This window comes from Streptosporangium sp. NBC_01755, from assembly GCF_035917995.1.
Lineage (GTDB): Bacteria > Actinomycetota > Actinomycetes > Streptosporangiales > Streptosporangiaceae > Streptosporangium.
In genome coordinates this window covers 4,094,053-4,106,992 of sequence record NZ_CP109131.1, presented here as the reverse complement: position 1 = coordinate 4,106,992, position 12,940 = coordinate 4,094,053, and the positions used below count along the sequence as shown (strand labels likewise).

The window sequence follows — 12,940 nt, the reverse complement described above, 5'->3', positions numbered from 1 at the left end:
GTTCAACCTCCAGACAGGTCAAGGGTCAGCTTGTTGACGTGGAACGCCTCGGCGTAGCGGGCGTGGCATTCGATCCCGCGGATGCGGGCCAGCCCGAGGAAGGCCTCGCGGTCGTACCAGGGGCGGTGGCGCTGCGAGGGGTAGTGGCGCTGGAGCAGGCTCACCTTCGCCTCGGCCACCTCGGGCGCGAGCGGCTGGTAGGCCGAGGGCCGCCCGAGGTCGCCGTCCCATTTGACGATCTCGTAGCCGAGCACCTGGTGGTCGCGGAAGGCCGTGGGCACCAGCCCGGCCAGCGTCCGGTGGTCCTGGTGGGCGTCGGCGGGGTGCGGCGCGAACAGCAGGTCGGGGTCGGTGCGCGCGCGCAACTCCTCCACCGCCTCCTTGGCCTCCTCCCAGCGCGCGGGCAGCCGCCCGTCGGGCAGCTTGAGGACAGTGAGCCGCAGATCCGCACCGGGGCAGAAGGCGGCCAGCGCCGCGTGCTCCTCGTCCTGGCGCTCGGTCCCGCCGCCGGAGAGCACCAGGGCGTCCACCCGGATGCCGGGGCGCGCGGAGCAGAGGGTCAGCAGGCTGCCGCCCACCCCGATGGCGAGGTCGTCGCAGTGCGCGGCGAGCAGCGCGATCCGGCCCGCCCGGGCCGGCCTGAAACCGATCACGTGGCCGGCACCGCCAGGTGCTCGCGCTCCCAGAGCGCCCAGGGGCGGTCACCACGCGAGTACGCCTCGTCAAGGGCGACCCGCTCCTTGACCGTGTCCGTCGGCCGCCAGTAGCCGCGGTGCGGGTAGGCCAGCAGCCTGCCGCGCTTGGCCAGCTCGGCGCAGCCGTCCGCGACCAGGTCACCGCCTGCCGGGATGTGGTCGAAGATCTCCTGGCGGAGCACGAAGTATCCGCCGTTGACCCAGAGCGGCATCTCGCTGACCGGGGTGATCCCGCCGACCGTGCCGCGCTCGCCCAGCTCGATGCAGTGGAAGGTGTCCGAGGGCGGCACCACCATCATCGACGCGCCCGCGCCCGAGAGGGTGAAACGGTCGACGATCTCCGGCAGCGGTGCGTCGGTGAGCACGTCCGCGTAGTTGGCCAGGAACATCTCCTCGCCGTCCAGGTGGTCGCGGACCCGGCGCAATCGCTCGCCGATCGGGGAGGCGATCCCGGTCTGCACGAACGAGATCGACCAGTCGGAGATGTCGGTGGACAGCAGTTCGACCCTGCCACCGCGCAGCACGAAGTCGTTGGAGGTCGTCTCCTGGTAGTTCAGGAAGAAGTCCTTGATGTGGTGCGCGCCGTAGCCGAGGCAGAGGATGAACTCGGTGTGCCCGAAGTGCGCGTAGTAGCGCATCACATGCCAGATGAGCGGCCGAGGCCCCACGAGCTGCATGGGCTTGGGCGCGTCACCGGGGGTGCCGGTGCGCATCCTGGTGCCGTATCCGCCGCAGAAGAGGACGACCTTCACCGGTTCACCTCGACGATCTCCAGGTTGGGGATGGGGAAGACCAGCCGGCCTCCCCAGGCGTGTACGAAGGACAGCTGGTCGGCCAGCTCCTCGCGAAGGTTCCACGGCAGGACCAGCACGTAGTCGGGCCGCTCCTCGGCGAGCCGCTCGGGCGGCAGGATCGGTATGCGCGTGCCGGGGGTGAACCTGCCGTGCTTGTACGGGTTGCGGTCGACGGTGAAGGGGAGCAGGTCGGGCCGGATCCCGCAGTGGTTGAGCAGGGTGTTGCCCTTGCCCGGCGCCCCGTAGCCGACGACGGTCCGGCCCTGGCGGGCGGCGTCGAGGAGGAAGGTCAGCAGGTCCCGCCGCACCCGTGCCACCCGCTCGCCGAACTCGGTGTACCCCGACAGCTCGTGCAGGCCCGCGGCCTTCTCCGCCGCGAGCAGCCCGGCCACCCGCTCGCCCGGCTCGCCCGCGGTCTCCGTCGGCCGGGCCCACAGGCGGATCGAGCCACCGTGCGTGGGCAGCGACTCGACGTCCACGAGGGAGAGCCCACCGGCGGCCAGGGCACTTCGCGCGGAGGCGACCGTGTAGTACTGGAAGTGCTCGTGATAGATCGTGTCGTACTGGTTGTGCGCCATCAGGGTGAGCAGGTGCTGGACCTCGATGGAGACCCAGCCGTCGTCGGCCACCAGGGCGCGCAGTCCTCGGGTGAACCCGATGACGTCCGGGATGTGGGCGTAGACGTTGTTGGCCACCACCAGGTCGGCCGGCCCGTGCTCCGCGCGCACCGAGGCGCCGGTCTGGAGGCCGAGGAACGCCGTGAGGGTGGGCACCCCGGCGTCCCTGGCCGCCTGGCCGACGTTCTCGGAAGGCTCGACGCCCAGGCATCGGATGCCCCGCTCGACGACGTGCCGCAGCAGATATCCGTCGTTGCTGGCCACCTCGACCACGAACGAGTCGCCTCCCAGCCCGAGCCGGTCGACCGCCCCGTCCACGAACTCCCGCGCGTGCTCCACCCACGACGTCGAGTACGAGGAGAAGTAGGCGTACTCGGTGAAGGTCTCCTCGGGGGTGATCATCGGCGGGATCTGCGCCAGCCAGCAGCCGGTGCAGACCCGCAGATGCAGCGGGTAGGTGACCTCCGGCTCCTCCAGCTGCCGCTCGGTGAGGAACCGCTCGCAGGGCGGTGTCGCCCCGAGGTCGATGACGCTGGCGAGGCTCGTCGAGCCGCACAGCCTGCAGGTTGTCATGAACTGATCTGCACCTTGCTGTGATCGCCCAGCACGAGGCGGTGGGCTCTGGGGGTGTTGGGGGCGGGGGTGACCTCGACGTCGTGGCCGATGAGGGACGCCTCGATCCGCGAGACTCCGGCGATCGAGGACCTGGGCAGGACGATCGAGTACTCGATCTCGCTGCCGCTGATCGCGCAGCCTGCCGCGATCGAGGTGAAGGGGCCGATGTAGCTGTCGCGGATCCTGGCGCCGGAGCCGATGATCGCCGGCCCGACGATGCGGGACCGCTCGATCTCGGCACCGGCCTCGACGACCACCCGGCCGATCAGCTGGCTGGCGCCGTCGACCAGGCCGTCCACCCGGGGCTCCAGGGACTCCAGCACCAGCCGGTTGACCTCCAGCATGTCCGTGACGTTCCCGGTGTCCTTCCAGTAGCCGGAGATGACCGTGGAGGCGACCGGCCGCCCGTCGGCGATCAGCCAGTGGATGGCATCGGTGATCTCCAGCTCGCCCCGCCAGGAGGGTTTGAGCTCGGCCACCGCCTCGTGGATCGCGGCGGTGAACAGGTAGACGCCGACCAGCGCGAGGTCGCTCTTGGGAGCCTGTGGCTTCTCCTCAAGCCCGACCACCCGGCCCGCCTCGTCGAGTTCGGCGACCCCGAACTGCCGGGGGTCGCCGACCCTGGTGAGCATGATGTGCGCGGCGGGCCGCTCGCGGGCGAAACGCTCGACGACGCCGTTGATGCCGCCGACGATGAAGTTGTCGCCGAGATACATGACGAAGTCGTCGTCACCGAGGTAGTCGTGGGCGATGAGCACCGCGTGGGCCAGGCCCAGCGGCGCCCGCTGGCGGATGTAGGTCACCTCCAGGCCGAGCGCGCGGCCGTCGCCGACGGCCGCCTCGATCTCGGCGTGCGTGTCGCCCACCACGATCCCGATCTCGCGGATGCCCGCGGTGGCGATGGCCTCAAGGCCGTAGAAGAGCACCGGCTTGTTGGCGACCGGCACGAGTTGCTTGGCCGAGGTGTGAGTGATCGGCCGTAGCCGGGTGCCCGCTCCTCCGGCGAGCACGAGTGCTTTCACTAGTAGGCCCCTTCTCCGCCGGTCACGGCGCTCCAGGTCTTCCAGAGGATCTGCAGGTCCAGAAAGAGCGACCAGTTCTCCACGTAGCGGAGGTCCAGGCGGACCGACTCCTCCCAGGTCAGGTCCGAGCGCCCGCTGACCTGCCACAGACCGGTCATGCCGGGGTGGACGACCAGGCGGCGGCGCACGTCGGCGCCGTACTGCCTGACCTCGTCGGGCAGGGGAGGCCGCGGGCCGACGAGGGACATCTCGCCGCGCAGCACGTTGAGCAGCTGTGGCAGCTCGTCGATGGAGTATCGGCGCAGGAAGGCGCCCACCCGGGTGATTCTTGGATCGTTCCTAATCTTGAACAGGACGCCGTCGAACTCGTTCTCGCACGCCAAGTCGATCTTGAGCTGTTCCGCGTCGTCGACCATCGTGCGGAACTTCACCACCTGGAACTCCACCCCGCCCTTGCCCACCCTGACCTGGTGGAAGAGCGCGGGCCCCGGACTCGTCGCGCGGATCAGCGCGGCGATCACCAGCATGGGCACGCCCAGCACCAGGAGGGCCAGGCCCGCCCCCGTCCGGTCGAACAGGCTCTTCGCCAGCCTCCTGGCACCGCGGAAGTCGGGGTGTTCGACGTGCAGGAGCGGCATGCCCGCGACCGGGCTGATGCTGATGCGCGGGCCGGCCACGTCCATCAGCGCGGGCGCCACGAACAGGTCGGTACGGGCGTCCTCCAGACCCCAGGCGAGCCTGCGCAGCGCCGCGCCGTCCAACTCCGGGCAGGCCAGCACGGCGACGGCGTCCGCGTTGACCTTGGCGACCACCGCGGCGACGTCGGAGAAGCCCCCGAGGACCGGGATCCCGTCGACCTCGACCATGTCGGGGCCCGCGGGCAGGCACGCGGCGACGACGAGCATGCCGTGGTGCGGCTGCCCGCGCAGCTGTATCACCAGGTCGAGCACCGACTCCCGGTGGCCGACGGCCACCACCTGGCGCATGTAGTCGCCACGGATGCGCCTGCGGTGGAGCCGCTTGCGCATCCGGTAGCGGAAGACGGCGTTGAGGATGAAGGCCAGCGGGAACATCGCCATGACGAAGCTACGAGCGATCGGTGTCTGCGTGACATAGGCCCCGATCGCGACGGCGGCCGTCAGCCCCGCGGCGCCGTTGAAAACCGCCCGGAACTCATCCGTTCCCTCACCGTGCGTGCGCTTGCGATAGGCGCCCCCCGAGGCCAGGGCCAGCGGCCATATCAGGGCGAGCCCCAGCCCGAGCAGCGCCTCCGTCGCGGGAATGAAGGCACCGAACCAGATTCGGCCCCCCAGCACGGCCCCGCAGGCGATTACCGAACACGCGATATCTCCGACCAGCAGAATACGGACATAAGGTCGCGTCCAAATACTTGGAGCAGTGCGCGCCGGACTTTTAAGGAGCCCGATGACGAGCTCCTCGGTTCCCACTCTCATGCCACCCCACCCAAGATGCCCCGAATCGTCCGGATAAGGTGCCACGCATCTCATTTCAATAGTTGACAGCATTCCCTAATACATCAGGAGCGTGGATACCCATGGAAATCCTAGTGATCACTATTGAGCAGGGGAATACCGGCCACTGTCCACTATTGGCCGAAGTGCAACAGAGATGACATCTTGACGGAGCACTTCAAACGTGTACCGTTTGATCATTTATTATTTGTCAATAATGCGTAATTAGTCGTATTCAAAATCCGGAGGAGCCGAAGGCGGTTCGGGATTGCGCCATACGACGGCATAGTCGTCGCATGCGGACTCCACCGCCGCACCGAGCCGATCGAGATCAAAATCCGGTAGATACCGGAGACGGGCGAGGAAGGTCGCGTCGGTCGCCGAGTTCGGCACCACGCACTCCTGACCCCCTCGATCAAGAAGGATGTACAGGATGTCCGAGTCCGTATCGCCTACTACCCGCACCTCGACGACGTCCTCCCACGCGAGGGCGTCAACGCTGCCGTCCGCGTAGTGACGGGTCACGCCTTCTTCGGTGACATATACGTAGGAGTCCGGCACTGAGTTGCCGTGCATGGGCGCGATTGTGACCACTTCAGGGCTCCGCGTGCAATAGAGCCATGCAAGTCAGTTCCTAATGATCGCCCCAGCCGTGATCGAGATGCGCGATGACCGCCTCCCTGGCGGCCCCCGCGGGACCGCTGCCGATCGCGTCGAGCAGGTTCCGGTGCTCGGCGACCAGCACGTGCCGGTCGGCGTAGACGGCACGCAATCTCACCAGGCCGAGCCGGGTCTCGACGGCCAGCATGCCGTAGAGCCGCTCCAGCCGGGGACTGCCCACCGCGACGACCAGCGCCTGGTGCAGCGCCATGTGCTCGGCCACCATGTCCGACCAGGGGGCGTCGGCGGGCAGCGCGGCCATCCGCGCCAGCGCCGCGTCGGCCTCCCCGACCCGCCGGCCGGCCAGCGAGGTGGCCATCAGTTCCTCAAGCGGGCGCCGGACGAACATCAGATCGTCCAGGTCGGCCACGGTCACCTCGGCCACCTGGGCGCTGCGGTGCCGCTCGCGCCTGAGCAGCCCCTCGTGCACGAGCACGGCGAGCGCCTCGCGGACCGTCGGGCGGGCCACCCCGTACAGGGCCGAGAGCTCCTGTTCCGGCAGCGTGGTGCCCGGGTCGATCTCGCCGGACAGCACCCGCCGGCGCAGGGCGTCGGCGAGCGCGCCGACGGCGGAGACGGGATGGAGCGGGAGGGTCACGCCGACGACCCTATTGCCCTTCTGCCCCGGCCAGAAGGAGAGACGCGCTCGGGCAGGGAGACCGCGACCAGGCTGGCGCCGAGCAGCAGCAGGCCGGCGACCGAGGCGCCCCCGAGCCGCTCGCCGAGCACGACGACACCGAGCAGCGTCGCAACCGCGGGCTCGGCCAGGGCGAGGGTGGCGGCGGTCGCGACCGGGGTGGTGCGCAGCCCCCTTCCGTACAGCAGGTAGGCCAGTGCGGTGGTGGCACAGCCCAGGTAGAGGGCGGTGAGCAGGCCGCGCGGCTCGGCGAGCCAGCCGGTGCCGGTCCACAGCAGGACGGGCACCATGACGACCGCCGCCCCGCCGAACATCAGCCCCATCACCGCGTCGGAGGGCGCCCCCGCACTGATCGTCCGTGCCGCGGTGACTGCGTAGAAGGCGTACAGCAGGCCACCGAGCAGCGCGAGCAGAACGCCGTCGGCCCGCACCTCGCCTCCCCCGCCGGTGAGCACGGCGCAGCCGGCGATCGCCACCGCGGTCGCCGTCGCCCAGCGGCGGCTGGGCCGCACGCGGTCGAGCAGCCAGGACAGCAGCCCGGTGAAGACGGGACCGCCGCCGATGGCGACCACCGTGCCGACGGCCACTCCGGTCCTGCTGACCGCGGCGAAGAAGCACAGCTGGTACGCGGCCACGGCCACCGCGGCCGCCACGAGCGGGCCGAGGCGCGCCGGAAGACGGCGCCCACGCGCCGGGAGCGGCCCTTGGGGGAGGCGCAGCAGCCGCACGGGGGTGGTGACGGCCGCGAGAACCAGGCCACCGATCACCAGGCGTGCGGCGGCCATGGAGAGGGGATCGACCTCGGCGACGAGCAGGCCCGCGGTTCCCGCGGTCCCCCAGAGCACGGCGGCTCCGATCACGGCGAGTTTCATTGGTAGTCAGGGGCGCGGTGCCCGAAGGCCCGGTTCCCCATCCCCCTTTCAATTCCGTACGTGCGGTTTTCCCGCATACGGCTTACCGATGATCTTCTTGACATGGTTACGCTGCCTTCGGATAGCGGACGGTCCCGCGTAGGCGGAGCAGGCCGTGCCCTTCAAACCACTCACGAGTCCATGCCTGGTGTTGACCCGCCCGCAGATTGCGACCCCGCTTCTTGATCATCAAGCGGCACAGCATCCACACCACGTAGTCATCCACCTGGCCGAACTTTCTGGCGGCGTTCCCGGTGCGAAAGTAGTTACCCCAGCCGCGCAGGACCGGATTGAGATCCGCGATGATCACCCGGATATCCGTTCCCGACCGGCGGCGGCCCGTCCGTACCCGGACCTTCTCGCGCAAGCGGCTCATCGCCTGCGCCGAGGGCCAGCGATGCAGGTAGTAGCGGACCATGCCGTACTTCTCCCACATCCGGCCCGAAAAACGAGCCCGGAAATGACAGCCCAGGAAGTCAAAGCCTTCCCGGCCTTCCCTGAGGTCAACAACCTTCGACTTGCCGTGATGCAGCCTCAACCCCAGCGAAGTGAGGACCTCCTCCACCACCACGAGCGCGGCGTGGGACTGGGCAGCCGACCGGCAGCAGACAACACCGTCATCCGCGTACCGCACCAGCACCCCCACCCCTCGCCTACTCAGCTCGATATCGAGAAGGTGCAGGTAGATATTGGACAACAGAGGCGAAATCACTCCACCCTGAGGCGTGCCCGCGACCGACCGCGTGACTTCCCCATCCGCCATCACCCCCGCCTGAAGCCACAAGCGGATCAACTTGAGAACCCGGCGATCCGACACCCGCCGCCCCACCTCGGCAAGCAACCGACCATGGTCGATCTCCCCGAAGAAGTTGGCGATGTCAAACTCGGCGACATGAGTGTGGCCTTCGATGAACCGTTTACGGATCATCTCCTTGGCCTGCAACGCCGACCGTTTCGGCCGAAACCCGTAGGAGACCTCCAAGAAGTCCGCCTCGAAAATGGGCTCCAGCACGAGCTTGGCCGCCGCCTGCGCCACCCGGTCACGAATCGTCGGAATCCCCAAGGGCCGCTTGCCACCTGAGGATTTAGCAATGTCCACTCGCCTGGCCGGCGCGGGACGGTACACACCTGCCCGGAGATCGTCTTGGAGTCCGGCAAGCATCCGCCCGACCCCGTACTCCTCCACATGCGCCAGGGTGATCCGATCCACCCCAGCCGCTCCCCGGTTACTCCGGACTCGCTCCCACGCCTCCCACAGGACGTCACCCCGGTGGATACGGTCATACAGGGCGTGGAAGCGCCGCTCCTCAGACTGCTTGGCCGCAGCCCATAGCCCGCGTTGAAGTTTTCGCACTTTGACGATGGACGCTCGCCCATCGGGGTGGTTGGACCGGGTCACCCCGGCCATGCCCTCGCGCTTACCCTCGCCACGGACGTGATCAAAGTGGGGGCCCTTCCCTCCCGGCGCGTTATGTTGCACGCCGATCAGCGGTACTACGGCCCCCTCGGACTCCCGCTGCCCTCCGGACGACTTCACCATCGGCTTATACGCCCGGTCTCGTGCCCGACGAAAGGCGTGGTCAGACGGGTCTCTCCTGTTCCGGCCCAGACCATGCACACGTGCCATCCTCCATACCCCGGGAGAACCTGGCAGACCGACCCTGGAACAAGGCCCACCGGACATGGCCTTCGCCGTGACATGAGCGGCTCGGCTTCTCCATTGTGAATCTGACGAGGCTGCAAGGTTCGCTTTACGCTACGGCCCGCGTGCTTGCTCCCTCCAAAGAGGCTCTTGACGCCCCGCTCAGCCCGCCATGTCTCCACAACGAACCGGGGCCTGCTACCGGGCGCTCCAGTGCTTACCCGGACGGGACTTCCACCCGCAGGCCTGGACCAGCTTCCAGGACGCAACATGGGGCGATTGTAAGCATGTTGTCTGACAACCAGACAATATTATTCCAGCGGGCGACCGGAAGGGGAGCGGGGAGGACACGCCGTCATCCCGTTTTCCAGGGTTCGCGCGCGGGTAGTTCGGCGGGGTGAGGTGTCCGAGAAGCGTCACGAACCAGCAGCTCAGGGTGTGTGGTCGACAGTGAGCCGGGACGGCGGCCGCGCGCCCCTCCCCTGCGACGGGCGGGGATGATCGAATTGCCCAGGGGAACGTTCCGCCGGGGGTCGGCGGAGGAGATCGAGTCCATGATCGGCACCGCGACGCCGCACTCACTGGACGGCGTGAAGATCACCACTTCGGCCGAGGCAATGGACGCGATCGCCGAGGCTCTCGACCTGCCCGGCCGTTTCGGACACAACCTCGACTCGCTCTATGACGTACTGACCGACCTGTCGTGGCTACCGCCCGGCGAGCACCTGCTGCTCTGGTCCGAGCCGTCGACGCTTCGGAGCGAGGACCGCCAGACCTACGACGCCATCCGGACCGTCCTCACCGAGGCGGTCGCCGATGACACGCCCGGAGAGTCCTTCCTGTCCGTTCTCGTCCTGACCGACTGAGCCGTCGCCACGCAGTGCGCGCAGAAGACACCGCTGCGGCCCTCGGGACAGCTGCAGTACCAGCTCAGTGCCCCGTCGACGATCCGGAACTCGACGCGCGCGGCGCCCTCGTCGACCTCGGCCGTCACCAGCTGCGGGCTGAAGCGGACCAGCTGCACCGCCAGCGTGCCGCTCTGGGCGCGCACCGGTTGTTCCGCCCGCTCGGCCTCGGCTTCAACCAGCTTCGCGATCGTTTGCATCGAAGGCCCCCCTCCTACCTAAGTAGACGTATCCGGGGTGCGGAAGGTTCCAAACCGATACAGCACAATAAATCATCTCAATGTAACCCACATGCACATCTAGCACCAAGTGACCCACATTGCTATGTTTGGCGACTGGTGACCACGCATCTCGGGAGTGCGAGGTATTATGGCTGGCCGAAAATACTCAATCAGGGTGAAGATTTTTACCTTGCTCTTGGCGCCAATCGCATCCCTCGTAGTTATTTGGGGGTTTGCCGCCAGCCTGACGGTCCAGAGCGGCCAGGAACTCCTCAAGATCCATGACGGCTACGAATACGTGGTCCTGCCCACCAGGAAGCTGACCACCGCGCTCCAGCACGAGCGGCTGCTGTCCCTGTCCGTCCTGGGAGACATCGACGTCTCGCGTACGGAACTGGACGCCCAGCGCATCCGTACGAACGGCGCGCGAGCCGAGTTGGAGCGATTGACCACCGAAACCCGTTCCAGCATCACCCCCGACACCTGGGACCGCCTGGGCCGGCTCTTCGGTGCGATGGACCGGCTCACCGAGATCCGCAGCGGGGTCGACACCCGCACCGACACCCGGCTGCAGATCCTCGACGCCTACAGCGGGGTCGTCTCGGCCGCCTTTGATACCTATGAAAAGATCCGGATATCCAGCGACATCGAGCTGACCGACCAGGCACGGGCCGTCGTCATGGTCGGGCGGAGCCGCGAGATCCTCAGCCAGCAGGCCGCCCTGATATCCGGAGCCGTGATCGAGGGGGCCATGAGCCCCGCGGAACGTGCCAGGTTCAGCGAACTGGTCACCGGCCGCAGGCTCCTCTACTCCCTGGGCTTCGACCAGTTCGACGCCGAGTTCCGGGCCCTCTACACCCCGCTGCACGACTCCCCCGACTACTCCTCGTTCGAGGGGATCGAGAACGCCGTCGCCACGGCGGCGATCCCGGACCCCTCCTGGTCCGAGGTCGCCACCCGGCTCTCCGACGGCTTCGACAGCCGCGCCGGGGACGTCAACGAACGCATCAGCGAGCGGTCCATACCGCTCGCCAGGGACATCCTGGTTCAGATCGGCCTCGCCGGCGGACTCGGCCTGGTCACGGTCGGGCTGTCCGTCTTCGTCTCGGTACGGTTCGGCCGACGGCTGGGCGGCGAGCTCGTCGACCTCCAGCGGGCGGCCCTCGACCTGGCCGACAAGCGGCTGCCTGACGTGGTCCGGCGGCTCCGCCGAGGCGAGGAGGTCCGCTCCGAGGCGCCCGAGATCAATGTCGGCAGCACCACCGAGGTCGCCAGGGTCAGCAAGGCGTTCTCCTCCGTACAACGAACCGCCATCGAGGCCGCCATCGGCCAGGCCGAGATACGCAAGGGCGTCAACAAGGTCTTCGTGAGCCTGGCCAGGCGCAGCCAGTCCCTGCTGCACCGGCAGCTGGCCATGCTGGAGACCATGGAAGGGCGGGCCCGCGACCCGGAGACCCTTGAGGATCTGTTCGGCCTGGACCACCTGACCACCCGGATGCGCCGCCACTCCGAAGGCCTGATCATCCTGTCCGGTGCCGTCCCGGGACGGGGATGGCGGACACCGGTCACGATCTACGACGTGGTCCGCGCCGCGGTCGAGGAGATCGAGGACTACCCGCGCGTGACCATCGGCGTGCCGCACGGCCCATCCGTGATCGGCGCGGTCGTCACCGACGTGATCCACCTGGTCGCCGAGCTGGTCGAGAACGCCACCGTCTTCTCTCCACCGCACACCTCCGTACACGTCAACGGCGAGATGGTCGCCAGGGGCTACGCCATCGAGGTCGAGGACCGGGGGCTCGGCATCTCCCCCGAGGAGATGGCCCGGCTCAACGTGCGGCTGGCCGACCCGCCGGAGTTCGACCTGGCCGACAGTGACCGGCTCGGCCTGTTCGTCGTCGCGCAGCTCGCCATCCGGCACGGCATCCGCGTCTCCCTGCGCCCCTCCCCCTTCGGCGGCACCACGGCGATCGTGCTGCTCCCGAGCGAGCTGGTGGTCGAACCGCTCGATCCCCGGTTCACCTACTCGGTCGAGCTCGAAAGGCCTCCCCCTGGCAACGGCCTCCCCAAACGGGTACGCCAGACCGTACCCGCCGAGCGGGGCACCACCTCCGGCCCCGTCGCGGAGACCACCCCGGAGAGCAGGGGAGTCCGGGGAGCCGTCCCGAACGGCGTGCTCGCGTCGTTCCGCGACGAACGACAGCGCGCCGGGCAGGAGGACGGGCCCTGATGACCGAGCGCTGGCTCGACCAGGAGGCCGGTCCGATCGTCCGCCCCTACACGATGACCCGCGGCCGGACCAGGGCCGCAGGGGCCCATTTCGACCTGATGGCCGTGGTGGTGGCGGTCAGGGCCCCGCGCCGGGACCTGCCGCCCGAGCACACGTCGATCCTGAACGCCTGCCACGCGCCGATCCCCGTCGCCGAGCTGGCCGGGCAGACCGGCCTGGCCGTCGGAGTGCTCCGGGTGCTCCTCGGCGACCTGCGCGACAGCGGCCTGATCACCGTACGGCTCCCCGCGGCTCCCTCCACGGTGCCCCGCGAGAACCTGCTACGCGACCTCCTCGCCGGGCTCAAGGCTCTCTAAACCGCTGAGTCCGCTGAACCCGCTAAGCCCTCTGAGCCGCTGAACCCGCTGAGCCGCCCGCTGAACCCGCTGAACCCGCTGAGCCGCCCGCTGAACCCGCTGAACCCGCGCTCCGTCCGTTGACCGAGCCGTCACGGCTCCTCACCCCGTGGCCGGACGCGCT

13 protein-coding genes are annotated in these 12,940 nt (G+C 68.5%); 3 read left to right on the top strand and 10 right to left on the bottom strand.

The features are described 5' to 3' along the window. Positions 1-2: 2 nt before the first annotated feature. The 9 genes from OG884_RS19725 to ltrA all read right to left on the bottom strand — a co-directional run bounded on the left by OG884_RS19725 (position 3) and on the right by ltrA (position 8,681). Positions 3-653, bottom strand: coding sequence for a PIG-L deacetylase family protein (locus OG884_RS19725; protein ID WP_326634947.1), 651 nt, complete (start codon positions 651-653; stop codon positions 3-5). Next, positions 650-1,447, bottom strand: coding sequence for a sugar phosphate nucleotidyltransferase (locus OG884_RS19720; RefSeq protein WP_326634945.1), 798 nt, complete (start codon positions 1,445-1,447; stop codon positions 650-652). The genes OG884_RS19725 and OG884_RS19720 overlap by 4 nt, the downstream gene beginning before the upstream one ends. Next, positions 1,444-2,679: a class I SAM-dependent methyltransferase gene (locus OG884_RS19715; RefSeq protein WP_326634942.1), complete on the bottom strand. Its 1,236-nt coding sequence runs from the start codon at positions 2,677-2,679 to the stop codon at positions 1,444-1,446. The genes OG884_RS19720 and OG884_RS19715 overlap by 4 nt, the downstream gene beginning before the upstream one ends. Next, positions 2,676-3,743, bottom strand: coding sequence for a glucose-1-phosphate thymidylyltransferase (locus OG884_RS19710; protein ID WP_326634940.1), 1,068 nt, complete (start codon positions 3,741-3,743; stop codon positions 2,676-2,678). The genes OG884_RS19715 and OG884_RS19710 overlap by 4 nt, the downstream gene beginning before the upstream one ends. After that, a complete protein-coding gene (locus OG884_RS19705; RefSeq protein ID WP_326634938.1) occupies positions 3,743-5,197 on the bottom strand; it encodes a sugar transferase in 1,455 nt (484 codons plus the stop codon). The genes OG884_RS19710 and OG884_RS19705 overlap by 1 nt, the downstream gene beginning before the upstream one ends. A gap of 243 nt (positions 5,198-5,440) precedes the next feature. Beyond that, entirely contained in the window at positions 5,441-5,791 is a 351-nt protein-coding gene (locus tag OG884_RS19700; RefSeq protein WP_326634937.1) for a hypothetical protein, read from the bottom strand. 58 nt (positions 5,792-5,849) lie between these two features. Continuing rightward, on the bottom strand, positions 5,850-6,473 hold the full coding sequence (locus OG884_RS19695; RefSeq protein WP_326634935.1) for a GntR family transcriptional regulator: 624 nt from the start codon (positions 6,471-6,473) through the stop codon (positions 5,850-5,852). Beyond that, on the bottom strand, positions 6,470-7,372 hold the full coding sequence (locus OG884_RS19690) for a DMT family transporter (protein WP_326634933.1): 903 nt from the start codon (positions 7,370-7,372) through the stop codon (positions 6,470-6,472). The genes OG884_RS19695 and OG884_RS19690 overlap by 4 nt, the downstream gene beginning before the upstream one ends. 118 nt (positions 7,373-7,490) lie before the next feature. Beyond that, a complete protein-coding gene (ltrA, locus tag OG884_RS19685) occupies positions 7,491-8,681 on the bottom strand; it encodes a group II intron reverse transcriptase/maturase (RefSeq protein WP_326646953.1) in 1,191 nt (396 codons plus the stop codon). Between the two features lie 890 nt (positions 8,682-9,571). On the opposite strand from ltrA, the gene OG884_RS19680 reads away from it, so the two are divergent. Next, complete coding sequence (locus tag OG884_RS19680) at positions 9,572-9,931, top strand: barstar family protein (RefSeq protein WP_326634931.1); 360 nt, start codon at positions 9,572-9,574, stop codon at positions 9,929-9,931. Here OG884_RS19680 and OG884_RS19675 read toward each other — a convergent pair. Then, positions 9,841-10,170, bottom strand: a complete 330-nt coding sequence (locus OG884_RS19675; protein WP_326634929.1) for an SWIM zinc finger family protein — start codon at positions 10,168-10,170, stop codon at positions 9,841-9,843. The two genes, OG884_RS19680 and OG884_RS19675, sit on opposite strands and share 91 nt — an antisense overlap. Positions 10,171-10,381: 211 nt before the next feature. On the opposite strand from OG884_RS19675, the gene OG884_RS19670 reads away from it, so the two are divergent. Continuing rightward, a complete protein-coding gene (locus OG884_RS19670) occupies positions 10,382-12,421 on the top strand; it encodes a sensor histidine kinase (protein WP_326634927.1) in 2,040 nt (679 codons plus the stop codon). Next, the gene (locus OG884_RS19665; RefSeq protein ID WP_326634925.1) at positions 12,421-12,777 is read left to right on the top strand and encodes a DUF742 domain-containing protein; all 357 of its coding nucleotides are present in this window, start codon (positions 12,421-12,423) and stop codon (positions 12,775-12,777) included. The genes OG884_RS19670 and OG884_RS19665 overlap by 1 nt, the downstream gene beginning before the upstream one ends. Positions 12,778-12,940: the final 163 nt, after the last annotated feature.